Annotated in this window: 23 protein-coding genes and 1 pseudogene; 8 read left to right on the top strand and 16 right to left on the bottom strand. The window is 62.4% G+C overall.

Annotated elements, in window-relative coordinates:
- Window positions 1-45: 45 nt before the first annotated feature.
- The 8 genes from ACZ9EJ_RS18265 to ACZ9EJ_RS18300 form a co-directional block, all read right to left on the bottom strand.
- Window positions 46-1,059 carry a LacI family DNA-binding transcriptional regulator gene (locus ACZ9EJ_RS18265; protein WP_046641201.1) on the bottom strand — a complete coding sequence of 338 codons (1,014 nt, stop codon included), beginning with the start codon at window positions 1,057-1,059 and terminating at the stop codon, window positions 46-48.
- A 7-nt stretch (window positions 1,060-1,066) separates the two neighbouring features.
- A complete protein-coding gene (locus ACZ9EJ_RS18270) occupies window positions 1,067-1,891 on the bottom strand; it encodes an ABC transporter permease (RefSeq protein ID WP_046641202.1) in 825 nt (274 codons plus the stop codon).
- Entirely contained in the window at window positions 1,888-2,709 is an 822-nt protein-coding gene (locus ACZ9EJ_RS18275) for an ABC transporter permease (RefSeq protein WP_038547632.1), read from the bottom strand. The genes ACZ9EJ_RS18270 and ACZ9EJ_RS18275 overlap by 4 nt, the downstream gene beginning before the upstream one ends.
- 185 nt (window positions 2,710-2,894) lie before the next feature.
- Window positions 2,895-4,028 (bottom strand): ABC transporter substrate-binding protein, encoded by a 1,134-nt coding sequence (locus ACZ9EJ_RS18280; RefSeq protein WP_046641203.1) that lies wholly within the window; start codon window positions 4,026-4,028, stop codon window positions 2,895-2,897.
- A 42-nt stretch (window positions 4,029-4,070) separates the two neighbouring features.
- The gene (locus ACZ9EJ_RS18285; RefSeq protein ID WP_046641205.1) at window positions 4,071-5,204 is read right to left on the bottom strand and encodes an ABC transporter ATP-binding protein; all 1,134 of its coding nucleotides are present in this window, start codon (window positions 5,202-5,204) and stop codon (window positions 4,071-4,073) included.
- Between the two features lie 112 nt (window positions 5,205-5,316).
- A complete protein-coding gene (locus ACZ9EJ_RS18290) occupies window positions 5,317-6,000 on the bottom strand; it encodes an HAD family hydrolase (RefSeq protein WP_046641207.1) in 684 nt (227 codons plus the stop codon).
- Between the two features lie 24 nt (window positions 6,001-6,024).
- Window positions 6,025-7,551 carry an alkaline phosphatase D family protein gene (locus ACZ9EJ_RS18295; protein WP_046641208.1) on the bottom strand — a complete coding sequence of 509 codons (1,527 nt, stop codon included), beginning with the start codon at window positions 7,549-7,551 and terminating at the stop codon, window positions 6,025-6,027.
- Window positions 7,538-8,290, bottom strand: coding sequence for a glycerophosphodiester phosphodiesterase family protein (locus ACZ9EJ_RS18300; protein WP_046641209.1), 753 nt, complete (start codon window positions 8,288-8,290; stop codon window positions 7,538-7,540). Before ACZ9EJ_RS18300 ends, ACZ9EJ_RS18295 begins: the two co-directional genes overlap by 14 nt.
- Here ACZ9EJ_RS18300 and ACZ9EJ_RS18305 point away from each other — a divergent pair.
- Window positions 8,274-8,768 carry a hypothetical protein gene (locus ACZ9EJ_RS18305; protein ID WP_251090356.1) on the top strand — a complete coding sequence of 165 codons (495 nt, stop codon included), beginning with the start codon at window positions 8,274-8,276 and terminating at the stop codon, window positions 8,766-8,768. The two genes, ACZ9EJ_RS18300 and ACZ9EJ_RS18305, sit on opposite strands and share 17 nt — an antisense overlap.
- 49 nt (window positions 8,769-8,817) lie before the next feature.
- Complete coding sequence (locus tag ACZ9EJ_RS18310; RefSeq protein ID WP_046641211.1) at window positions 8,818-9,756, top strand: sugar-binding transcriptional regulator; 939 nt, start codon at window positions 8,818-8,820, stop codon at window positions 9,754-9,756.
- A gap of 3 nt (window positions 9,757-9,759) precedes the next feature.
- Here the strand turns inward: ACZ9EJ_RS18310 and scpA are convergent, their stop codons facing one another.
- A complete protein-coding gene (gene scpA, locus ACZ9EJ_RS18315) occupies window positions 9,760-11,898 on the bottom strand; it encodes a methylmalonyl-CoA mutase (RefSeq protein ID WP_046641213.1) in 2,139 nt (712 codons plus the stop codon).
- Window positions 11,899-11,972: 74 nt separating this feature from the next.
- On the opposite strand from scpA, the gene ACZ9EJ_RS18320 reads away from it, so the two are divergent.
- Together ACZ9EJ_RS18320 and ACZ9EJ_RS18325 are read left to right on the top strand one after the other, a co-directional pair.
- The gene (locus ACZ9EJ_RS18320) at window positions 11,973-12,242 is read left to right on the top strand and encodes a ribbon-helix-helix domain-containing protein (protein ID WP_046641214.1); all 270 of its coding nucleotides are present in this window, start codon (window positions 11,973-11,975) and stop codon (window positions 12,240-12,242) included.
- Window positions 12,232-12,579: a type II toxin-antitoxin system RelE/ParE family toxin gene (locus ACZ9EJ_RS18325; RefSeq protein WP_046641215.1), complete on the top strand. Its 348-nt coding sequence runs from the start codon at window positions 12,232-12,234 to the stop codon at window positions 12,577-12,579. Before ACZ9EJ_RS18320 ends, ACZ9EJ_RS18325 begins: the two co-directional genes overlap by 11 nt.
- A gap of 18 nt (window positions 12,580-12,597) precedes the next feature.
- On the opposite strand, the gene ACZ9EJ_RS18330 is transcribed toward ACZ9EJ_RS18325, so the two are convergent.
- The 7 genes and pseudogenes from ACZ9EJ_RS18330 to ACZ9EJ_RS18360 all read right to left on the bottom strand — a co-directional run bounded on the left by ACZ9EJ_RS18330 (window position 12,598) and on the right by ACZ9EJ_RS18360 (window position 19,542).
- Window positions 12,598-14,607, bottom strand: a complete 2,010-nt coding sequence (locus tag ACZ9EJ_RS18330) for an acetyl-CoA carboxylase biotin carboxylase subunit (RefSeq protein ID WP_046641216.1) — start codon at window positions 14,605-14,607, stop codon at window positions 12,598-12,600.
- Complete coding sequence (locus ACZ9EJ_RS18335; RefSeq protein WP_046641228.1) at window positions 14,607-14,984, bottom strand: hypothetical protein; 378 nt, start codon at window positions 14,982-14,984, stop codon at window positions 14,607-14,609. The genes ACZ9EJ_RS18330 and ACZ9EJ_RS18335 overlap by 1 nt, the downstream gene beginning before the upstream one ends.
- Window positions 14,985-15,007: 23 nt before the next feature.
- A complete protein-coding gene (gene yghU, locus ACZ9EJ_RS18340; RefSeq protein WP_046641217.1) occupies window positions 15,008-15,907 on the bottom strand; it encodes a glutathione-dependent disulfide-bond oxidoreductase in 900 nt (299 codons plus the stop codon).
- 87 nt (window positions 15,908-15,994) lie between these two features.
- A pseudogene (locus ACZ9EJ_RS18345) lies at window positions 15,995-16,094 on the bottom strand (propionyl-CoA carboxylase); the annotation flags it as partial.
- A 20-nt stretch (window positions 16,095-16,114) separates the two neighbouring features.
- Window positions 16,115-16,972: an Abi-alpha family protein gene (locus ACZ9EJ_RS18350; RefSeq protein WP_255742822.1), complete on the bottom strand. Its 858-nt coding sequence runs from the start codon at window positions 16,970-16,972 to the stop codon at window positions 16,115-16,117.
- Window positions 16,973-16,979: 7 nt separating this feature from the next.
- The gene (locus ACZ9EJ_RS18355) at window positions 16,980-18,512 is read right to left on the bottom strand and encodes an acyl-CoA carboxylase subunit beta (protein WP_046642504.1); all 1,533 of its coding nucleotides are present in this window, start codon (window positions 18,510-18,512) and stop codon (window positions 16,980-16,982) included.
- Between the two features lie 133 nt (window positions 18,513-18,645).
- Window positions 18,646-19,542, bottom strand: coding sequence for a LysR family transcriptional regulator (locus ACZ9EJ_RS18360; protein WP_046633477.1), 897 nt, complete (start codon window positions 19,540-19,542; stop codon window positions 18,646-18,648).
- 211 nt (window positions 19,543-19,753) lie between these two features.
- Here ACZ9EJ_RS18360 and ACZ9EJ_RS18365 point away from each other — a divergent pair, with 211 nt between their 5' ends.
- The 4 genes from ACZ9EJ_RS18365 to ACZ9EJ_RS18380 are packed head-to-tail and all read left to right on the top strand — an operon-like array spanning window position 19,754 to window position 23,653.
- A complete protein-coding gene (locus tag ACZ9EJ_RS18365) occupies window positions 19,754-20,728 on the top strand; it encodes an ABC transporter permease (protein ID WP_046633475.1) in 975 nt (324 codons plus the stop codon).
- A complete protein-coding gene (locus tag ACZ9EJ_RS18370) occupies window positions 20,725-21,624 on the top strand; it encodes an ABC transporter permease (RefSeq protein WP_007764499.1) in 900 nt (299 codons plus the stop codon). Before ACZ9EJ_RS18365 ends, ACZ9EJ_RS18370 begins: the two co-directional genes overlap by 4 nt.
- Before the next feature lie 5 nt (window positions 21,625-21,629).
- Window positions 21,630-22,601: an ABC transporter ATP-binding protein gene (locus ACZ9EJ_RS18375; protein ID WP_046633472.1), complete on the top strand. Its 972-nt coding sequence runs from the start codon at window positions 21,630-21,632 to the stop codon at window positions 22,599-22,601.
- The gene (locus ACZ9EJ_RS18380) at window positions 22,598-23,653 is read left to right on the top strand and encodes an ABC transporter ATP-binding protein (protein WP_046633470.1); all 1,056 of its coding nucleotides are present in this window, start codon (window positions 22,598-22,600) and stop codon (window positions 23,651-23,653) included. The genes ACZ9EJ_RS18375 and ACZ9EJ_RS18380 overlap by 4 nt, the downstream gene beginning before the upstream one ends.

Raw genomic sequence — 23,653 nt, forward strand, 5'->3', positions numbered from 1 at the left:
AGATCCTCGGCTCAAGGCCGAGGATGACGGCAAATGAGCATTGCGCTAAGCTGGAACGAAGCTCTTTCGCACCACCAGTTCGGGGATCACCCGCTCGTAACCCGGCAAAGCTTCCGGGTTTTCGAGGCGCCGTTCCAGAAGCTCGACGGCCCGAAGCGCCATGGTGATCGGGTCCTGGCGGAAGGTTGTGAGGCCATAACTCAGCCATGCCGCTTCCGGCACGTCGTCGAACCCGATCACCGCCACATCCTCGGGAATGCGCAGCTTCGCCTCGATGCGGATGAAATCCATCACCCCGAAGGCGATCTGGTCGTTGGCGCAGAACACGGCGTCCGGGCGCGCGCCGCCGGCAAACAGTTCGCGGGCGGCCGTTATGCCGCTGTCGTAGTCGGAATCCGGGCCCTTGGCGGACTGGACCTCGACGCCGGCTGCCCGCGCCGCCGACATGAAGGCATTTTCCCTCTCGACGATGCTCGGCGTCTCCGACTGTGAGCCGACGACGGCAAGGTGCCGACGCCCGGCAGCCGCGAACGCATTGGCGGCCTTGCGCGAGGCCTCGGAATTGCCGGCGCGGACATGGTCGGCATCCGGCTCCGAGCGGCCGATCACCACCAGCGGCTGGCCGTTGCGCTGGGCAAGTTCGAAAAAGCTTGCGGGCGGCGATCCGGAAAGGATGATCGTCGCTTCGGCGCGGTGGCCGATCAGCATCTTCTGGGCCGCCAGCAGTTCTTCTTCCGCCTGCCCGGTATTGATAAGGATCGGGATGCTGCCACGCTGGATCAGCGCCTTGGCAAGCGCCGCGGTCAGATGGGCACGGAAACCGAGTTCCGGCTTGGTCGCGACGATGCCGACGAGCCGGCTCTGGTTGGCGAGCACGCCGCGCGCCAGGTCGTTGACGTGATAGCCGAGCTCTTCCGCCGCCCGCAGCACCTTTTCCCGCGTTGCCGGCGCAACGCTGGCACCCGGCGTGAACGTGCGGGAGACGGCCGAACGGGAGACACCGGCGAGGCGGGCGACCTGTTCGGCGCTGACAAAGCGCATGCGTTTTTCGTCCTTCATGCTTTCCTCAATGCCCCACGCGCGAAAGGACGTCCGCCTTCAGGAATCGCTCTACGATCAACATGAACACCAGGGAGGGAACGAGCAGCAAGAGGGCAGTGATCGATGCGATCTGATAATTGCCGCCGGCAGCGGTCGTATAAAGCAGCAACGGCAGCATGTTTACATCCGGCGCGCCGACGAAATAACTGCCGGTGAATTCGTCGAGCGATTCCAGGAAAACAAAGATGGCGCTTGCCATCAGGCCGGGTGCTGCGAGCGGCAGCGTCACGTCGAGGAAGGCCCGGAAGGCGCCGGCGCCGATATTGCGCGCCGCCTGCTCGAGCTCCGCGTCGATCGCCGAGAAGGCGGCCGTCGCGATCCAGACCGCATAGACCAGGCCATGCGAGACGTGCACCAGCACGACGCCGGGAATCGTGCCGTTGAGCCTGATCTCGTAGAAGATGCGGGCGACGTTGACGTAAACCGTCAAGTTCGGGAAAGCCTGCGGAATGAGGAAGGCGAGCAGGATGAGGCCGCGGAACGGCAATTTCAGCCGGGCCAGCGCGTAACCCGCCGGGATCGCCAGCAACAGCGAAACGACGACGGTCAGCAGGGCCACGATCAGCGAGTTGGTCAGCGATTCCATCGCCCCGCCGCGCGGCGCGAACACTTTTGCCCAGGAGCTGAAGCCATATTCCAGCGGCAGGCTGTGGGGGAAATACCACTTCTCCGCCACCGTCCAGAGCAGGAGGTTGAAGAGCGGCCCGAAGATGAAGAAGGCCATCAGCCCGAAGATGATGCCGCGTGGCACCCACCAGAGGGCAGCGAGAGGATTGCGGGCGGCTGTCATGCGCGCTCCTTGAGGCTGGCGCGCAGGTAGATCCATGCGACGGAGGCGGCGAGCACGAGCGAGATCAGGCCGAGCGCATTGGCCACGCCGTAATCCCCGTAGGAATTGACCCGGAAGGCGATGTCGGCGGTCAGCATGGTCGGCGACTGGGCATTGATCATCAGCGGCACGGACAGAACCGACATCATGGTGACGAAGGAGAGGATGAGGCCGACGGTCAGCGTCATCGCCACCTGCGGCACGACGATTTCCAGGAGCAGCCTCAGCCGCGAGGCGCCGAGATTGCGGGCCGCCTCGATCGTGTCGCGATTGATGGAAGCCATGGCGCCGGCGACGAGCAATGCCACGAACGGCGTCTGCTTCCAGACGAAGGCGATGACGATGCCGCGCCAGTCGAGAAAGCTCACCGCATCGAGCGGCGTCAGCAGGCCGAGATTGATGAAAGTGTTGTTCATCATGCCGTTCTTGGAGAGGAAGGTGCGGAGAATCTGGCCGACGACGATAAAGGGAATGAACATCGGCCAGCGATAGAGCCAGCGCAGGATCGCCACCGCGACCGGATGTTCGCCGAGCGTCAGGTAGCCGCCGATCGCGATCGAGGCAATGCCGATCAGCACCGTCGAGAGGCTGACGATCACGACGGTGAAAATGATGTCCTTGGTGTAGAGGTCGAAGGTCTTGGTGAAATTGCCCCAGCCGAAAGCCCCCTCCACCTGGAAGGCGCCGACCGCCGACATGATCAGCGGCAGGATGAAAAGGAAGGCGATCACCGCGAGTGCCGGCAGCACGAGAAGGAGACCGAGGAGGCGTTTTGGCATGGCATTCGACCATTCGGAGATGTGGGGCAGTCTCTTCTCCCCTCGGGGAGAAGGTGGCCCGAAGGGCCGGATGAGGGGGGGCGGCAGATGCGACCTCGCTTGCGCTCGATCGCGCGCTCCTGCGTCGCTTACCCCCTCATCTGTCCTGTCGGACATCTTCTCCCCGCTGGGGAGAAGACAGAATGTTACTTCACGGACTTCTCATAGGCTTCGAGGATCGCGGTGTTGTAAGGCGCGATCGGGAAGGGTTTGCCCTTGGCGGCGAGATCGGCCGGCGAGATGTCGACGAACAGCTTGTTCCAGGTGGCGTCGTCGAGTTCCTTCTTAACGTTGTCGGCGTCGATGCCCGGATACCAGTTGAAGCGCTTGACGATGCCTTCGGCCTGGACCTTCGGGCTGGTGGCGAGAGCGATGAACTTCTCGGCCAGAGCCTTGTGGGCCGCCTTTTCCGGCATGACGTAGTGCATCGGCTGGCCCGGCATGCCCGGAGCCGGCAGGACCAGCTTCATGGTCGGCGGAAGCTGGCCGTTGGCCTGCCAGGAGTAGAACATGTCGACCCAGACTGGGCCCATGGCGATTTCGCCGCGCGACAACAGGTCGAGCGTGCCGGCATTGCCGGGCGTCAGCGTCGCGTTGGTGGTGAAGTCTGCGAGGCTCTTGAAGGCCGCGTCCCACTTCTTGGTTTCTTCTTCCTTGAACGGGCCATTCATCAGGGTATTGGCATCGCCGCCACCGAAGGCATAAATCCAGCCCATGACGAACGAGACGCCGGACGCGCCGCCCTTGATGCCGTTATAACCGAACTGCTTCGGATGAGCCTTGGCCCAGTCTGCGAGTTCCGCATAGGACTTCGGCGGGTTCGGAACGAGCGCCGGATTGTAGGCGATCGCGGTCTGGCTGTTGAACATCGGCATGACGTAGCCATCGACATTCGAACCGAGCGCCATCTTGGCGTTGGCGCGGGTGACCAGCTTGCCGGTGTCGATATCGCCGCGATACTTGTCGAGATAGTTCTTGGTAACCATCGGGCCGACGAATTTTTCGTGGACGACAGCCACGTCGACGTCCCACTTGTCGGCCTTCGCCGCAGCCTGGGCGTCGAAGCGCTCGAGGATCTTCTGCGAGCCGGCGTCGCCGGGGCCGGTGCCGACGGCGCGAACCGTGTTGCCCGGATAGGTCTTTTCAAAAAGCGGGCCGAGATACTGGTTGATGTAATCGACCATGTTCTGGTCGCCGGCGGTCGCAACCGTCAGCTCTTCGGCATGAACCGGAAGGGCTGCGAAAGCGACGGCGAAGGCTGCGTAAGACATCTTCTTCATGGGTGCTTCTCCGTGAGTTGAAAAGGCAGAGGTATCGAAAGGTCAGCCGTGAACTTTCCCGGACGAGGTCTGGGAAATGGGGAAAGCCGAAACTGCCTCCGGCGAATTGAACAGGAAGAGTGCCTCGGCCGGCACAAACACGGCGACGCGGGTGCCCGGCTCGAAGGCCTGGTCGGCATCGGCCATGATCTCGGTCTGCCCGAGCCGCACCACATGACGCCAATGGCCGCCGGGATAGCTGACGGCAGCAACCTCGCCCCGGAAGGTGATGCCGGGGCCGATCACGGCGATTTCGTCGGCCAGGAAAAGACGGGCGGCCTCGGGGCGGAAACGGGCTTCGACCGGGCCGGCGGCCAGCGGGCGGGCGAGGAGCGGCACGGCACCGGCGGCATTGGCCGGGCCGGCGGCGATGGCGAACTGGTCGCCCTGCGGCGTGCCGTTCAGGAAAAGCACGTTTTCCGCGCCCATGAAGGCTGCGACGAAGGCCGAAGCGGGACGGTTATAGACATCTTCAGGCGTGCCCTGTTGGGCGATCCTGCCGGCGTTCAGGATGACGATCCGGTCGGCCATCACCATGGCCTCCTCGCGGTCGTGGGTGACGTGGATCGCAGTGATTCCAAGCCGCTTCTGCAGCGCGCGCAACTCGTGGCGCACGGTCAGGCGGATACGGGCGTCGAGGTTCGACAGCGGCTCATCGAGCAACAGGATTTCCGGATCGATGGCAAGCGCCCGGCCGAGCGCGACACGCTGGCGCTGACCGCCCGAGAGAGCGGAGGGCTTGCGCGCTTCCAAGCCGTCGAGACCGAGCAGCGACTGCATGGCGGCGACGCGGGTGGCGATCTCTGAGCGCGGAACGCCCTTCAGTTTCAGACCGTAGCCGATGTTCTGCGCCACCGTCATGTGCGGCCAGAGCGCATAGGACTGAAAAACCAGCGCCATGCTGCGTTTGTCCGGCGGCAGGTAGGTCACGTCGCGATGGCGCACCTTCACTTCGCCGGCCGAAGGGCCGATGAAACCGGCGAGCAGGCGCAGAAGCGTGGTCTTGCCGCAGCCGGACGAACCGAGCAGCGCCACGAACTCTCCCTTGGCGATCGACAGGTCGATATCGGTCAGAACCTGCGTGGCGCCATAACCGCTGGCGATGCCGCGCAATTCCAGAAAACCGTCCCGCTCCATCGAACCCCCTTTTGCACAGCCGTGCAACCTTGCTGGGAGTTTCTTAGGGCCGGAGTTTTACAGGCGGATGACACCGGCGATTTTTATTTCGGGATGCTGGCGAGGTGGCCTCTCAGGCTTCCACGGTGAGCGGCGCTTCCAGGCAGGCGAGTGCTTCCTGAAGTTCGTCGGCGCCAGTCGCCACGAATATGGCTCCGGCTTCCGCCAGGATTTCCACGCGGCCGGGCCGTGGGTCCGCCGGATCGACGAAGCCGATCGCCGTCATGCCCGCCGCCCTCGCCCCGGAGATCCCATGGGCGCTGTCGTCGATGACAACGCAGCGGGCCGGATCGGCGGACAGGGTTTCGGCGCAGAAATGGAAGAGATCCGGCGCCGGTTTCGGCCGCGCCACCATGTCGGCGCTGAAGATGGAGGGCGTAAAGGCGTTCCAAAGCGGCAGCAGGCCGAGGCTTTTCGACAGCCGGTCCGTCGAGCTGTTGGAGGCGACGCATTTGCGATGCGGCAGCGAACGGACAAGCTTCTCGATGCCGGGGATCGGCTCCAGCGAGCGGGCGAATTCCGGATAGATGTCGAGATGCCAGGCCTCGAAAACCGCGTCCAGATCTTGGATGCCGAGCTCCTCGGTGCAGATGCGGCGGATGGCGCTGGCCGAATTGCCGGTGAAGCGGACCAGCACCTCTCCGGCGGTGATCGCGGCACCGGCATCCTGCAGGGCCTTGGCAAGCGTGCGGCTGGCGATCGGCTCGCTGTTGATCAGGACACCGTCACAATCGAAAATCAGGAGATCTATCTGCATGAAAGTCCAACTTGAGATGAGGCATCAAAGCCGATTGACGCCGGCTGCACCGTCGGCGACGGCAAAACTCTGGAAAACGGCAGTAGGGGAATTCTGCTGCTTGCGGTGGGCGATACCGATGAAATCGACCTCGGCCGACCGTTCGCTGAGGCGCATGATCGCATAACCATGCTTGTCCGAGGCAAACTTGAGATGCGGGTTTTCGGCAAGCGCGGTCGCAAGGCTCGCCTGCGAAGGCGCGTCGGAAGTGATCGAGCCGCAAACGAATTCGCTGGCTATCGCCTGAGCCTTCTCGTCCGCAAAATCGCGCTTCACATCGGCCGCGTAGAAGGCATGCAGGTCGCCGCCGATGATCAGCGGGTTCTCGACCGCCGAGGTCTGCACCGCCTCCAGCAGCCGGCCGCGGGCAGCGCGATAGCCATCCCAGCCGTCGAGATTGTAGCCGGTGGCCGGCCCAGCCTTGGTGTCGCGCTCGGCAAGCAGCGTCTGCTGGGCGATGATATTCCATTTCGCCTGGCTGGCACCGAGCGTCTTGCCGAGCCACGTCTCCTGCGCCGGGCCGAGCATTGTCCGCTCCGGCCGGTCGTCGCCGACTGAACCGCCAAGTTGGGGCGAGCGGTATTGTCGCGTATCGAGCAGCGTCACGCCAGCCAAGTTGCCGAAGCTGTAATGATCGTAGATGCGCAACGCATCGAAACCCGCCGCGAGGCTCGGATGCACCGGCATGTGCTCGAACCAGGCCTGGTAGGCGGCACGGCGGCGGGCGAGGAATTCCGCCGGGTTCGGCGCGTCCGGCGCCCGGTCGTTGGCATAGTTGTTGGTAACTTCGTGGTCGTCCCAGACGGCGAGCCAGGGAAAGGCGGCATGCGCCGCCTGCAATAACGGGTCGGACTTGTAGAGCGCGTAACGATCCCGGAATTCGTAGAGCATCGACGGCACGCCGGTCTGGTGTTTGCGCACCAGTTGCGCGCCATAACTCCGCTCGTAGATGTAATCACCGAGATGGATGACGAGGTCGAGATCGCGGCCGGCCATGTCGGCATAAGCGCTGTAGAACCCCTGCTCATATTGCTGGCAGGAGGCGAAGGCGAGACGAAGCGTATCGACGCTGTCCGCCGGCGAGGTGCGGGTGCGGCCGACCGGGCTTTCCGCATTGCCGGAGCGGAAGCGGTAGAAATACCAGCGGCCGGGCGAAAGACCCGTCACCTCGACATGCATCGAATGGGCGAATTCCGGGACCGCGCGGAAGAGGCCGGATTGGACCGGCTTTGAAAAAGCCTCGTCCTCGGCGACCATCCATTCCACATCGATGGGATCAAGGACAGGTTTCGGCGCTGGGGCAAAGGGATCGGCGGAGGTGGCAGCCGATGTGTCCTCCAGGATCAGCCGCGTCCAGAGGACGACGCTGTCGGCCCTCGGCGCGCCGGAGGCGACGCCGAGAGCGAAGGGATCGGTCTTGAAGTTTTCCGCACGCGCGGACCCCAACGGCCGCCAGATCGCAGCCGTCGCCAGTCCGCCCACCAGAAAACCTCTTCGATCAATGAGCGGCATCGAACAGTCCCTCGCGTGCCTTGACGGCAAGGTCCGGCCGGTCGGTGGTGATCTGGCGCAGCGGCCGTTTCAGCCAGAAGGACAGGTCTTCCAGCTCGTTCGGAACCCAGACACCGAGCTTTTCGGCCGGGACGAGCGCGGAGAGCAGTTCCCATTCTTCGAGCAGCAGCGCCTTTTCAATCGCCAGCACGTCGGACACCTGCAGCATGGCTTCGATGGACTGGCGCAGGCCGAGAGCCTGGACGGACTTGTGATTGAGCGAGGACAGCCGGCGAATATGCGGCGCGACTTCGCCGATCGTCTTCAGGACTTCGCCGCTGAAGCTGGTCAGGAAGGAATTGTCCGCAATGCCGAAACGGTCGATCATGGCCGCAGCCTTGGCTTCGAGACCTTCATAAGGCTTGCCGTCGGCATCGGCCTTCAGTTCCACATGCAGTTCGAGGCCCGTCGGTGCGTAGATTTCCAGCACGTCTTCGAGTGTCGGGATGTGCTCATCGGTGCCCTTGAGGATTACCGAGCGATATTCGCCGGCGGCAAGATCCGCCACCCGGCCGGAGCGCTCGGTGGTGCGATCGAGGGTCGCGTCGTGGATGACGAGGAGTTCGCCGGCGGCGCTCAGATGCACGTCGAACTCGACCGATTCGACGGAGAGGTCGAGCAGGTTGCGGAAGCCGGTCAGGCTGTTTTCGGCCCAGAGATTGCGGGCGCCGCGATGGCCGACGATGATGGGATTGGTCATTGGAAATACCTCTTTTCTATTTGCTGGAATCCACCAGGCCCTTGGTGAACCAGCGTTGCATCAGAAGGATGACGAGAGCGGGCGGCGCCATCACAAAAAAGGAAGCGGCCATGGCGATGTTCCAGGCCGGCTGGGCATCGGCGACCGGGATCGACCATGGTCTCTTCGTCATTACCTTGAAGGTGCCGACGACCTCGTACTTGTCCTGCGACTTGTTGAAGTCGGAGATCAGCTGCTGGACGGTATCGCCGAGCTTGCCGGAGATCGCATACCACCACTCGATCTTGACGCGGTCGGCCGCGGTCCCACCCGTCGCGCCGATCAGCAGCGCACCGGCGGCGAGAAGGCCGGGAGCGATTTCACATATGTCGAAGCCATGTTTCGGATCCCTCGATATTCGGGTCTTTCACACGACCCGCCCTGTTTCGGTTCTGGCCATCTCCATCAGTCTGGGTTAGCCATGGCGGGCATGGGTTAAGTTACATATGTTACGTCGATGTGACATTTGATATTTTGATTGGTGGGATATGGAGCAGCGTGAATTGATGGTGCGGGCCGCGTGGCTCTATCACGTGGAGGGGCTTACCCAGCAGCAGATCTCCGAGCGGATGAACATCACCCGGCGGCGAGTGAACGAGATCCTCTCGGAAGCGCTGGAAACGGGCGTCGTGCGGATCAGCTTCGATTCCGTGCTGGCGGAAAGCGTGGAGCTGGAAACCAAGCTGCGCAAGCGCTTCGGGCTGCTCGACGCAGTCGTCATCCCGACGCCGGGCGATACGGCCCTGCTGCATTCGGTGCTTGGGCGCGGGGCGGCCGGCTTTCTCGGGCGGCTGATCCAGACGCAGAAACCCGCCTCGATCGGCGTCGGCTGGGGCTCGACGCTGCGCGAGACGATCCAGCACATTCCCTCGCTCAACGAACCGCAGATCAAGGTGCGCTCGATGATGGGCGGCCTCACCCAGGGGTCAGAGATCAACACGTTCGAGATCGTGCGCGGCTTCGCGCAGGTGCTGAACGCCCAGTGCCGCTATTTCGTGGCGCCGATCTATGCCGAGAGCCCGGAATCGCGCGATGCGATCATCTCACAGGCGGTGTTCCAGCGGACGTTCAGGCAGATCTGCGAGGTGGATGTCGCTTACCTCAGCGTCGGCGACGTATCCCAGCAGTCGCTGCAGGTGCGCTACGGGCTGCCCGAAGGCATGACCGAACAGATCCTCAGGAAAGCCGGCGCGGTCGGCGACCTGATGGGCCGTTATCTCGACGCCACGGGCAAGGAGATCGACCACCCGCTGAACCGCCAGGTGCTGGCGCCCGAGATGGAGGACTTTCGCCGGATCGGCTGCCGCATCGTCGCGTCAGGCGGGCCGCACAAGCACAAAATCCTGCAGGCGGTGGCGCAGAGCGGGCTTGCCAACGTGCTGATCACCGATGCCGACAGCGCGAAAGCCATGCTGGCGGCAAAGTGACTGTCAGATATTCCGCCGCTTGCCCTCCAGGAGGTCGATGATGGAGTTGGCGGCATCCAGCACATTGGTGCCGGGGCCGAAGACGGCGGCGACGCCTTGGCTCATCAGGTAGTCGTAGTCCTGCCGCGGTACGACGCCGCCGACCACGACGATGACGTTTTCGGCGCCCTTTGCTTTCAGGGCTTCCACGAGCTGGGGCGCGAGCGTCCTGTGGCCGGCGGCGAGCGACGACATGCCGACGACCTGGACCTTCTCCTTCACCGCTAGATCCGCCGCCTCCTCGGGCGTCTGGAACAGCGGGCCGGCGAGAACCTCGAAACCGATATCGCCAAAGGCGGATGCGATCACCTTGGCACCGCGGTCGTGTCCGTCCTGGCCGAGCTTGGCGACCATGATCTTCGGCTTGCTGCCGAGCGTTTGAGCGTAGCTGCCGAGCCGCGAGACGATCGTCTTGTATTCCGGATCGTCCTCATAGGCGGGTCCATAGATATCGCTGACCACTTCCGGCACGGCGGAATGATCGCCGAAGGCTTGCCGCATCGCGTCGGAGATTTCACCGACGGTGGCGCGGGCGCGGGCGGCTTCGATCGCCACTTCCAGCAGGTTTCCCTCGCCGGTTTCAGCGGCTTCCTCCAGCACGGCAAGCGCCGCCGCCACGCGCTTCGGATCGCGCTGACGGCGCACTTCTTCCAGCCGCTTGATCTGGCCGTTGCGCACGGCGGTGTTGTCGATGGCGAGAATGTCGATCTCGTCCTCGTTTTCCAGCCGGTATTTGTTGACGCCGACGATGATTTCCTCGCCGCGGTCGACCGCGGCCTGGCGACGAGTGGCGGCCTCCTCGATCAGCCGTTTCGGCAGGCCATCGGCGACCGCCTTGGTCATGCCGCCCATGGCCTCGACTTCCTCGATCAGTGCCCAGGCCTTTTCGGCAAGCTCGCTGGTGAGGCTCTCGACGTAATAGGAGCCGGCGAGCGGATCGACGACCTTGGTGATGCCGGTCTCGTGGTTCAGGATGAGCTGGGTATTGCGGGCAATGCGGGCGGAAAAATCGGTCGGCAGCGCCATCGCCTCGTCGAGCGCATTGGTGTGCAGCGACTGGGTGCCGCCGAGCACCGCCGACAGCGCCTCATAGGCCGTGCGGATGACGTTGTTATAGGGGTCCTGCTCCTGCAGCGACACGCCCGACGTCTGGCAGTGGGTGCGCAGCATCAGCGACGAAGACTTCTGCGGCTTGAACTCCTCCATGATCCGCGACCAGAGCAGCCGGGCGGCGCGCAGCTTGGCCGCTTCCATGAAGAAGTTCATGCCGATCGCGAAGAAGAAGGACAGCCGGCCGGCGAACTCGTCGACGCTGAGGCCCTTGGCAAGCGCGGCACGGACATATTCGCGGCCGTCGGCCAGCGTGAAGGCGAGTTCCTGGACCAGCGTCGCGCCCGCTTCCTGCATATGGTAGCCGGATATCGAGATCGAATTGAACTTCGGCATTTCCTTGGCCGTATATTCGATGATGTCGGCGACGATCCGCATCGAGGGCTCGGGCGGATAGATATAGGTGTTGCGGACCATGAACTCCTTGAGGATGTCGTTCTGGATCGTGCCCGACAGTTCGGCCCGCGAACAGCCCTGCTCCTCGCCGGCGACGATGAAGGAGGCGAGGATCGGGATGACCGCGCCGTTCATGGTCATCGAGACCGACATGTCCTTCAGCGGAATGCCGTCGAACAGGATCTTCATGTCCTCGACCGAATCGATCGCGACACCGGCCTTGCCGACATCGCCCTCGACGCGCGGATGGTCGCTGTCGTAGCCGCGATGGGTGGCGAGGTCGAAGGCGACGGAGAGGCCCTTCTGGCCGCCGGCGAGATTGCGGCGATAGAAGGCGTTCGAGGCTTCGGCGGTCGAGAAACCGGCATATTGGCGGATCGTCCAGGGCCGGCCGGCATACATGGTGGCGCGCGGGCCGCGCACGAAGGGTTTCATGCCCGGCAGCGAATTGAGGTGATCGATACCCTCGAGATCTTCCGCCGTATAGAGCGGCTTGATGTCGATGCCTTCGGGCGTGTGCCAGACGAGCGTTTCCGGCGAAGCCTTCAGCTCCTTCTCGGCAAGCTGCTCCCAATCTTTCACGGTTTTGTCCGACATCACACCCTTCCAAAAGATATTAGAATTGACCGCGATACTACCCAGTAGTATCTTGGCTGAAAAGGAGACCGACAATGTCTGTCAAAGCTTCCGTTTCCATTTCCGATCAACAAGATAGTTTCGCCCGCAAACTTGTCGAAGACGGCCGGTATGCAAGCCTGAGCGCTGTCGTTCAGCGCGGCCTGGAGCTTGTGCGCGAAGAGACAGAATTGAAGGATGCCGAGCTTGCGGCCTTAAAGCAACTGATCGATGAGCGTATGAATGGCGAGTTCGTGACGATGGAAGAGAGCGATAGGCGGATCGGCGCAATGATTGCGGAACAGAAAAAAGCCTATGGTCTATGAGATCATTCGCTCGGCCGAAGTCGATCGAGATCTTCTGTTTATTTTCAGGCATCTTATCGACTCGTACAATGCGCTTGGGGAGCCGTTGCAGGATGCATTCCAAAGAGCGACACAACGTATCGGCACGATAGGAGCCGATATGAGGGCGCTGGGACAAATGCCACACCAAGGCACTCAATTGTTCGACCTCCGCCCTGGCTTGCGGCAGGTGACGAAGAACCGGGCCATATTTTATTTCATCGTCAACGACGACTCCCGAACCGTCCACATCGTCGCCGTTTTCTTCGGCGGCCAAGACCATCGGCGCCATATGCTGAAGCGGTTTAAACGCTCTTGAGCAAAAGCCAGTCATTGACTACTCGAACTCCATGATCAGCTCATCCACCGCCAGGCTCTGGCCCTGGCTGGCGGTGACGCGTTTGACCACGCCCTTGCGTTCGGCCTTCAGCACGTTTTCCATCTTCATCGCCTCGACGGTCGCGAGCGTCTGACCGGCCTCGACGGCGTCGCCGGCTTTCACGGAGACCGACGTGATGACGCCAGGCATGGGGCAGAGCAGCATCTTCGAGGTGTCCGGCGGCAGTTTTTTCGGCATCAGGCGGGCGAGCTCGGCCACGCGCGGCGAGCGGACGCGGGCGGTGACGTCCATGCCGCGCCAGCGCAGCCGGGTGGCGGAGCCCACGAGGTTGATCTTGACCCCCATCACCGCGCCGCCAACATGGAAGCGGGCATGGCTCTGGCCCGGCAGCCAGCCACTGGCGACGGAAAGCTGCGTTGCATCGGCAAAGCGGACGCTGGCGCCGTCAGGCCCGGTTTCGAGCGTGACGGCCTCCTCGAAGCCGGCGAGCGTCACCACCCAGTCCTTGCCGATCACCCGACGATGATTGCCGATCGTGCCGGAAATCCGTACCGCCCGCTCCTGCAGGGCCTGATGGGCGAGGACGGCAATGGCAGCGAGCTTCCTCGCGGCCGCCTCGTCGGGATGCACACCCGAAAAGCCTTCCGGGAATTCCTCCGCGATGAAGGCCGTGGTGATCTTTCCGGAGCGAAAACGGTCGTGATCCATGACGGCCGAGAGGAAGGGCAGGTTATGGCCGATGCCGTCCACCTCGAAATCGTCGAGCGCCTTGCCCATCGCGTCGATCGCCGTCAGACGATCAGGCGCCCAGGTGCAGAGTTTGGCGATCATCGGGTCATAATACATGGAGATCTCGCCGCCCTCGAAGACGCCGGTATCGTTGCGGACCACGGTGCCGTCATCCTGCCGGCCTTCCGCCGGCGGACGGTAGCGGGTCAGCCGGCCGATCGACGGGAGGAAGTTGCGGTAGGGATCCTCGGCATATAGCCGGCTTTCGATCGCCCAGCCGTCCAGCTTGACGTCGTCCTGACCGAACGACAGTTTTTCGCCTGACGCAACGCGGATCATCTGCTCGACGAGATCGATGCCGGTGACGAGTTCGGTGACCGGATGCTCCACCTGCAGGCGGGTGTTCATCTCCAGAAAGTAGAAATTGCGGCTGCCGTCGACGATGAACTCGACCGTGCCGGCGGAGAAATAACCGACCGCTTTCGCGAGTGCGACGGCCTGCTCGCCCATGGCTCGCCGGGTTTCGGCGTCGAGGAAGGGCGACGGCGCCTCCTCTATGACCTTCTGGTTGCGGCGCTGGATCGAGCATTCGCGCTCGCCGAGATAAAGCGTGGTGCCGTGTTGATCGCCGAGCACCTGGATTTCGATGTGGCGGGGCTGGTCGACGAACTTTTCGATGAAGATGCGGTCGTCGCCGAACGAGTTCTTCGCCTCGTTGCGGGAGGATTGGAAACCTTCGCGCGCCTCGGCATCGTTCCAGGCAATCCGCATGCCCTTGCCGCCGCCGCCGGCCGAGGCCTTGATCATGACAGGATAACCGATCGAGGCCGAGATTTTCACCGCCTCTTCCGCATCCTCGATCAGGCCCATATGGCCGGGCACGGTGGAGACGCCGGCTTCGGCCGCGATCTTCTTGGAGGTGATCTTGTCGCCCATCGCCTGGATGGCCTTCACCGGCGGACCGATGAAGACAACGCCCGCCTTCTCCAGCGCCTGCGCGAAAGCGGCATTTTCCGACAAGAAGCCATAACCCGGATGCACCGCATCCGCGCCGGTCGTCCGGATCGCCTCCAGGATCTTGTCGATGACGATATAGGACTGGGAAGACGGGGCCGGCCCGATATGCACAGCCTCGTCGGCCATCCGCACATGCAGCGCCTCGGCATCCGCGTCCGAATAAACCGCCACCGTCTTGATGCCCATCTTCCGAGCCGTCCTGATGACTCGGCAGGCGATCTCGCCGCGATTGGCGACGAGGATTTTCTTGAGCGCCGGCATCAGACCTCCATCACGTCGTCGAAGGATTCGGGGAAAGTTCTGCGGGCGACCTTCTCGTCGATCCTGAGAAGGGCGTCATAGGAGGTCGGGTCGAAACCGTCCTCTGCCGGAACGACCTCGCGGCCGAACAGAAGATTGAGCCGGCCGGCGTCGAGATTGCCCCGTTCGAACGGCTCCGAGCCGAAATGGTGCCACAGCGCATGCAGGAAGGCGGCATCCACCTTGTGTTCGATCGTGCCCGGGCGGGCGAGGCGCTGCAGCTTTTTCAGCGGCGTTGCCCCCTTTTCGTTTGCCCGCCGGATCGTGAAATGATGCCCGTGGCCCGGCATGCCGGAAGGGAAACCCCTATGTTTCGTCATGTCGGGCGGTCTGGGCATGCTGGTCTCCTTGCGGTCGTTCTTCAAGCCTTGGCGAGCTTGTCCTGCGTCTTCGTTTCGAAGTCGGAAGCGTCGTGGCGTTCGTGGAGCTGTTCGGAGGGATCGCCGTTCACCCGGTTGACCATGCGGCCGCGCTTGACGGCCGGCCGTTCGGCGATCTCGGCCGTCCAGCGCTGGACGTTCTTGTAGCTCTGGACGTCGAGGAAGGTGCCTGCCTCGCCATAGGCCTTGCCTTGCGCCAGGTTGCCGTACCAGGGCCAGATGGCGATATCGGCGATCGAATATTCAGAGCCTGCCATGTACCGGTTCTCGGCGAGGTGCCGGTCCAGGACGTCGAGCTGGCGTTTCACCTCCATCGAAAACCGGTCGATGGCATATTTGATATAGACCGGCGCATAGGCATAGAAATGACCGAAGCCGCCGCCGAGATAAGGTGCCGAGGCCATCTGCCAGAACAGCCAGTTCATCGTTTCGGTACGGGCCTTGTGGTCCTTGGGCAGGAAGGCGTCGTCGAACTTGTTTGCGAGATAGAGAAGGATCGCACCGCTTTCAAAAACGCGGGTCGGCTCGGGCGTGGAACGGTCCAGCAGGGCCGGGATCTTCGAATTCGGATTGACATCGACGAAACCGGAACCGAACTGGTCGCCATCGCCGATCTTGATGAGCCACGCGTCGTATTCGGCGCCCTTGTGGCCGGCGGCCAGCAGTTCTTCCAGCATGATGCCGATCTTCACGCCATTCGGCGTCGCCAGCGAATAAAGCTGCAGGGGATGTTTGCCGACCGGCAGCTCCCTCTCATGCGTCGGACCGGCGATCGGCCGGTTTATATTGGCGAACTGTCCGCCATTTCCCTGTTCCCAGGTCCAGATCTTCGGGAGCTCGTAGCCCGCTGGAAAGTTCTCGGCGGGGGATTTGTCGGTCATGAAATCTTCCTTCCATTCAGGTGGCGCGCCCAAGGGTTTTAGCGGGGCGACACCTATATAGAGAGCGGCCAGCCGAATTTCCGCTCGTCACAGCGGGATCGTGTCGTGTTTCTTCCAATGCGTCGTCACCTGCTTGTTGGGCAGCGAAGGCGCGGGCAATGCGGCGGCGCGACGAATGTGGCACAATTGCAACGAGGACTTTAGGAGTCATAACTTAGCTTTTCCAGCACATGCAGAAAGGAAATCAAGTCCTAGAGAAGAAATATAAATACTCCGCACAAAGCCAGAAACACTGTTACTGTATTCTACTTTTTCAGAATCAATGGAGACATACACAGACGAAGACTCCAATATTCCGGCCATTTCGAGCAATTTATAAGTATAATCGCGCTGAAACTCGTCAACAACTGAATCTTTCCATTTGAATATCTCCGTCTTTTCACCTGCCTTATCTTTTTTCTCTAAAACTAGCTCATAAGCAATACACCCAGCAGATCTTAAGTTTTTTACGTCATTCATAATGTCACTCGGAACAGTACCTGTAGGATAGTTTCGATAATAACTTTCCCCCATCCAGCGACGCAGTTTTTCGATCGGATTTAATTTGCTAAAAATAGTGATACTTAAATTATTATGATCAGCTTCCAGTACATAAAGAAGCAATTCTACGTGTCTGACTGTCATCTCCGTCAGTATTCTATGGTATAGAACGTGAGCCGGCGACGATGAAGTGCTTTCGGATAGAAGAAGGCCGGCCCACAATTTTTGGAATCCGTCAGTCTCCTCAAGAGAAACTGCCTCGGTCCATTTGACAAGGAACTTGGGTGCAACTGGCTTTATTTCCAAATTAAGCGTCTTCGCCAAATCACGAGCCGCGGCTAGTCCGCGTAGGGCATTCTGCTCCCTATAGAGTCTCACCTGATCGGCTACCGCTCCTGCCATTTCTGAAAATGGCGCAATCAAGTCAGCTAGACTCGCGGTAAGTCTGTCAACCGAACTACCTCGCAGTTTGACTGCCACGTTGCCTTCGCCGGCTGATAATTCGATTTCATTATTTGTCGTCATCAGACCCTCACAGCGGGATCGTGTCGTGTTTCTTCCAATGCGTCGTGACCTGCTTGTTGCGCAGCGAAGCGAAGGCGCGGGCGATGCGGCGGCGCGACGAATGGGGCATGATCACCTCGTCGATGAAACCGCGTTCGGCCGCCACGAACGGATTGGCGAAACGCTCCTCGTATTCCTTCGTCCTCGCCGCGATCTTTTCCGCGTCGCCGAGTTCCGAACGATAGAGGATCTCGGTCGCTCCCTTGGCACCCATGACGGCGATTTCGGCGGTCGGCCAAGCATAATTGAAGTCGGCGCCGATGTGTTTCGAGGCCATCACGTCATAGGCGCCGCCATAGGCTTTTCGCGTGATCAGCGTCACCATGGGGACGGTCGCTTCGGAATAGGCAAAAAGAAGCTTGGCGCCGTGCTTGATGACGCCGCCATATTCCTGCGCGACGCCCGGGAGGAAACCCGGCACGTCCACCAGCGTCAGGATCGGGATCGAGAAGGCGTCGCAGAAACGCACGAAGCGGGCGGCCTTGCGGGAACTGTCGATATCGAGGCAGCCGGCCAGCACCATCGGCTGGTTGGCAACGACGCCGACCGTCTGGCCTTCGAGGCGGATGAAACCGGTGATGATGTTTTTCGCATAGGCTTCCTGGATCTCGAAGAAATCGCCCTCGTCGGCGATCGCATAGATCAGTTCCTTCATGTCGTAGGGTTTTGCGGCGCTGTCCGGAATCAGGCTGTCGAGGCGATTTTCGATACGGGCCGGATCGTCGTGAAAGGGACGGACCGGCGGCTTTTCGCGGTTGTTCAGGGGCAGGAAATCAAAGAGTTGACGGACGGCCTCCAGCGCCTCGATGTCGTTCTCGAAGGCGGCATCGGCGACCGAGGACTTTTTCGTGTGGGTGCCGGCGCCGCCGAGCTCCTCGGCCGTGACGATCTCGTTGGTGACGGTCTTCACTACGTCCGGACCGGTGACGAACATATAGGATGAATCGCGGACCATGAAGATGAAGTCGGTCATAGCAGGCGAATAGACCGCACCGCCGGCGCAGGGACCCATGATGACGGAGATCTGCGGCACGACACCGGAGGCCTCCGCATTGCGGCGGAACACTTCCGCGTAACCGGCGAGCGAGGCGACGCCTTCCTGGATGCGCGCGCCGCCCGAATCGTTCAGCCCGATCACCGGGGCGCCGACGCGCACCGCCATGTCCATGATCTTGCAGATTTTCTGGGCGTGGGTTTCCGAGAGCGAGCCGCCGAGGACGGTAAAGTCCTGGGAAAAGACGTAGACTTGGCGGCCGTTGATCGTGCCCCAGCCGGTGACGACGCCGTCGCCCGCGACCTTCTGTTCGGCCATGCCGAAATCCACCGCGCGGTGGGTGACGTACATGTCGAACTCCTCGAAGGAGCCCTCGTCAAGCAGGACCTCGATGCGCTCGCGGGCCGTCAGCTTGCCCTTGGCGTGCTGTGCCTCGATACGCTTCTCCCCACCGCCGAGCCTTGCCTCCGCCCGGCGTTTCTCGACCTCACCCAGAACTGCTCGCATGTTTGCTCCCGGTATTCTTCTGGCCATTACTTAGCGTCTTGCGGGCCTACGTGAAACCGCGGAACGCGCATCTATACGAATTGATAAGAGCGCGAGGCGGAAAATGCAAAACGCCGAAAACATATGACCGCGCCTAGAGCGCGCTTTCGCCCGAATCCGCCTTGATGATGTTGATGAACGCCTCGGCCGTCCAGGAGAGCGGCGCGCCCGACATGGTGATGATGCCGTAGTCGGCGACCTTGTCCGGCAGGAAAGGCCGCATGGCGACCGCGTCGCTGCGGAAAAATTCGGCGATCAGCGACGGCACGATGGCGATGCCGAGCCCCTGCGCGGCGCAGGCGCAGGCAGTCTCGACCGAATGGACCTCGAGGCTGCAGCGATAGCTCGGCACCATGCGGCGCAGTTCGTGTTCCAGTTCGTTGCGGTTGATGCGCTGCCGGCCGAGCAGGATCAGGTCGTTGCGGGCAAGATCGTTGACGTCGATGGCCTGCTTGGCGGCCAGCGGGTGGCCGACCGGCATGACGCAGGTGGTACCGCTGGTGAAGAGCGGACGGGTGTCGAAGGAATGTTCCTCGGGCGGCAGACGGACGAAACCGAGATCGGCGACGCGACCGCGCACCATGCGCTCGATCGCATCATAGGGACCGCTGAGGATTTCCACGGTCACCCGCGGATGATCCGCCTTGAAGCGGGCCAGGATCGGCGGCAGCATCGTGGTCGCCAGGCTGTGTGGGAAGGCGACGCGGATCAGCGCCTCACCGAAGGCACCCGAACGGACATCGCCGACCTTGACGCGCAGGCGGGCGACGCTCTGGGCGACGTCATCCACCTCGTCGACCAGCAGATGCGCTTCCGGCCGCGGGATCAGCCGGCCCTTGTCTCGCAGGAAAAGCTCGCGGCCGATCTCCTCTTCCAGCGAGGCAAGCTGGCGGCTGATCGCCGACTGCGACAGGCCGAGCTGGGCAGCAGCTGCCATGGTCGAGCCGGTATCCATGATCGTCTTGAAGATTTCGAGCTGCTTGAAATTCATGCCGCGATCCTACGGAAGGCGGCGGCGAACACAAGCGAAGACATCGAACAGGGTTTTCGCACACAAAACGCATAGGATCATGCGTTTCGCGCATAATATTGCGCATCCTCCCCGGCTCGCTATCGTCAGCGTCAACAAAGAGAAAAAAGGGAACGTCTTTCATGAAAATTCTCTGTCCCTGCGGGACAAAGGGTGAGCGGGAGCGCACGTTATGACGGTTTTCGTCATCCGCCGCTTCCTGCAGAGCATCGCAGTCCTTTGCGTGACCGCGGTTATCGTCTTCATCGGTATCTATGCGATCGGCGATCCGGCGGAAATGCTGATCTCGCCGGATGCAAGCCCGGCGGAACGCGCTCAGGTCGTCGCCTCGCTCGGGCTCGACAAGCCACTCTGGGAACAGTTCTTCACGTTCGCCTGGAACGCCCTTCACGGCGATCTCGGTCGTTCCTTCGTCTTCAACCGCCCCTCCATCGCGCTCATCTTCGAGCGCCTGCCGGCGACCCTGGAGCTGACGCTGACCGGTCTCGTGTTTGCGCTGGTGCTCGGCATTCCGCTCGGCCTGCTGTCCGGGCTGAAGCCGAACAGCGCCACCGATGAAGTGATCATGACGGGTTCGATCCTGGGCTTCTCGCTGCCGAGTTTCTGGCAGGGCATGATGCTGATCATGATCTTCTCCGTCTGGCTCGGCTGGCTGCCCTCCACCGGGCGCGGGCAGATGGGCGAGTTCCTCGGCATCCATTCCAGCCTGTTCACGCTGGACGGCCTGACGCACCTCATCCTGCCGGCGATCAATCTGTCGCTGTTCAAGCTGTCGCTGGTGATCCGCCTGACCCGTACCGGGGTTCGCGAGACCATGCCGCTCGATTTCGTGAAATTCGCGCGCGCCAAGGGCATTTCCGAGCGCCGCATCGTCTTCGTGCATGTGTTCAAGAACATCCTGATCCCGCTGATCACCGTGATCGGCCTGGAACTCGGCAGCATGCTCGCCTTTGCGGTCGTCACCGAAACGATTTTCGCCTGGCCGGGGATCGGCAAGCTGCTGATCGACAGCATCATGCGGCTCGACCGGCCTGTCGTGGTCGCCTACCTGCTGGTCATCGTCAGCCTGTTCATCTTCATCAATTTCGTGGTCGATGTGCTTTATTCGCTGGTCGATCCGCGCGTCCGGCTGGGAGGCGCCCAATGAACGCCCGCGCCCTGTTCGCCGAAGACATGCTGCTTGGCCGGCTGGTTTTCGGCATTTCCCGCAGCCCGAAGGCGGTCGTGGCCGCCGTCGTCTGCATCATCCTGCTGTTTGCCGCGGTCATCGGCCCCTATCTCACGCCCCAGAACCCGTTCGATCTCGCGGTCCTCGACATCCTCGATTCCAAGCTGCCGCCTGGTTCACAAAGCATGGACGGCATGAACTACTGGCTCGGCACCGACGGCCAGGGCCGCGACATGTTCTCGGCGATGATCTACGGCCTGCGCACCAGCCTCGGGGTTGGCGTATTCTCCGGCATCGTCGCGCTTCTGGTCGGCACGGTGCTCGGGCTGATCGCCGCCTATTTCGGCGGCCGCATCGACACGCTGATCATGCGGGTCGTCGACCTGATGCTCGGTTTTCCGACTATTCTCGTGGCGCTGATGCTTTTGGCGCTTCTCGGCCAGGGCCTCTGGAAGGTGATCTTCGCGCTGATCCTGGTGCAGTGGGCGACATTTGCCCGCGCCGTCAGGAGCGCCGCGCTTGTCGAGAAGAACAAGGATTATGTCGAGGCGGCGGTGACGCTCGGGATCGGCACGCCGCGCATCCTGATCGGCCATATCCTGCCGAACTGTCTGCCGCCGCTGATCGTCATCGGCATGCTGCAGGTGGCGAACGCCATTTCGGCGGAAGCGACGCTGTCCTTCCTCGGCATCGGCCTGCCGATCACCGAGCCGTCGCTCGGGCTGCTGATCGCCAACGGCTATCAACTTCTAATGTCCGGCGAATACTGGATCAGCGTCTATCCGGGCGTGCTGCTGCTCGTGCTGGTGTTCTCGATCAACATCGTCGGCGACCGGCTGCGCGAAGTCCTCAACCCCCGACTGGGTGAAAGGTGAGCGCGATGGCACCCGTCCTCGAAGTCAAGAACCTTTCCACCCATTTCATGACCCGTCGCGGCGTGCTGAAGGCGGTCGACGACGTGAGCTTCACGGTCGGTGAGCGCGAGATCGTCGGCCTGGTCGGCGAATCCGGCTCCGGCAAGTCGATCACCGGCTTCTCGATCCTCGGCCTCGTCGATCCGCCCGGCCGGGTGGTCAGCGGCCAGATCCTGTTCAACGGCGAAGACCTGCTGACGAAATCGCCGGCGGCCATGCGGGCCATCCGTGGCAAGCGCATCGCGATGATCTTCCAGGATCCGATGATGACGCTGAACCCGGTTCTCTCGGTGGCCACCCAGATGATCGAGACCGTGCAGGCGCATGACCGGGTTTCGCGCGCAGAAGCCCGCGCCCGGGCGCGCGATGCGCTCGGCCTTGTCGGCATCCCTTCGCCCGAAGAGCGGCTCGATTCCTATCCGCATCAGTTTTCCGGCGGCATGCGTCAGCGCGTGGCGATCGCCATCGCTCTCCTGCACCGGCCGGACCTGATCATCGCAGACGAACCGACGACGGCGCTCGACGTGACGATCCAGTCGCAGATCCTGTTCGAGATCAAGCGGCTGGCTGCCGAATTCGGCATGGCGCTGATCTGGATCAGCCACGACCTCGGCGTCGTCGCCGCGCTCGCGGACCGGATCATGGTCATGTATGCGGGCCGGATCGTCGAGGCGGGCCAGGTCGACGGCGTGCTGACAGAGCCCCGCCATCCCTATACGTCCGGCCTGCTCAGCGCCGTGCCGGCTGCCGTGCCGCGCGGCGAGCCGCTGCGGCCGATTCCCGGTTTCGCGCCGTCGCCGCTGTCGCGTCCCTCCGGCTGCGCCTTCCGCGACCGTTGCGCCCGCGCCACCGATATCTGCGCCACCGAACCAATGCTGGAGATCGCCGCCGGCCGCGAGTTCCGCTGTTTCCACCCCCATCTCTGGAGCGCCGCATGACGAACCCGCTCGTGGAAACCGTGCCGCTCGTGGAAGCAGTGGATGTCAGCCGGCGGTTTTCCCGCAAGCTCGACTATGCGGAAAAGATCGCCAATCTGTTCGGCGCCGGCCTCGAGGAAAAAACCGTGCACGCGGTCGATGAGGTCAATCTCGCGGTTTATCCCGGCGAGGTGGTCGGCCTCGTCGGCGAATCCGGCTGCGGGAAATCGACCCTCGGCCGGGTGATGGCCGGCATCATGCCCGCGAGCGGCGGCGAGGTGCGGTGGAAGGGCCGACCTCTGACCTCGCTGCAGGGTGACGACAAACGCGCCATGCGGCTCTCCGCCCAGATGATCTTCCAGGACCCCATGTCGACGCTCAATCCGCGCAAGCGGGTTCTCGACCTGATCGGCGAGGCGCCCAAGGTGCACGGCATCGTCAAGGGCGGGGAGATGCGGGATTATGTGGCCGCGCTGGTGACGCGTGTGGGCCTCGATCCTTCCTATCTGGACCGCTACCCGCACCAGTTTTCCGGCGGGCAGCGGCAGCGTATCGGCATTGCCCGGGCGCTCGCGGTAAAGCCGAAGCTGCTCGTCTGCGACGAATCCGTCGCGGCCCTCGACGTGTCGATCCAGGCGCAGATCCTCAACCTGTTCATGGACCTGAAACGGGAATTCGGGCTGACCTATCTGTTCATCAGCCACGACCTCGGCGTGGTGAAGCATATCTGCGACCGGGTGGTGGTCATGTATCTCGGCCGCGTGGTGGAAAGCGCGACGCCGGACGAGCTCTTCGACAATCCGAAACACCCCTATACCCAGGCGCTGATCCGTGAACTGCCCTCCGTCACCGATCGCCGCCGGGTGTTCACGCCGATCAAGGGCGAGATCCCCTCGCCGCTCCATCCGCCGGCGGGATGCCATTTCCATCCCCGCTGTCCCAAGGCTTTCGACCGCTGCCGCGTGGAACGGCCGGTCTTGAAGGAAAACGCAGCAGGCCATGTCAGCGCCTGCCACCTGAACGATCTTGCCGCCAACCAGACAACAAATGCCACGGCCGAACCGGCCATCTAA

This window comes from Neorhizobium sp. USDA 3394 (genome assembly GCF_056280385.1).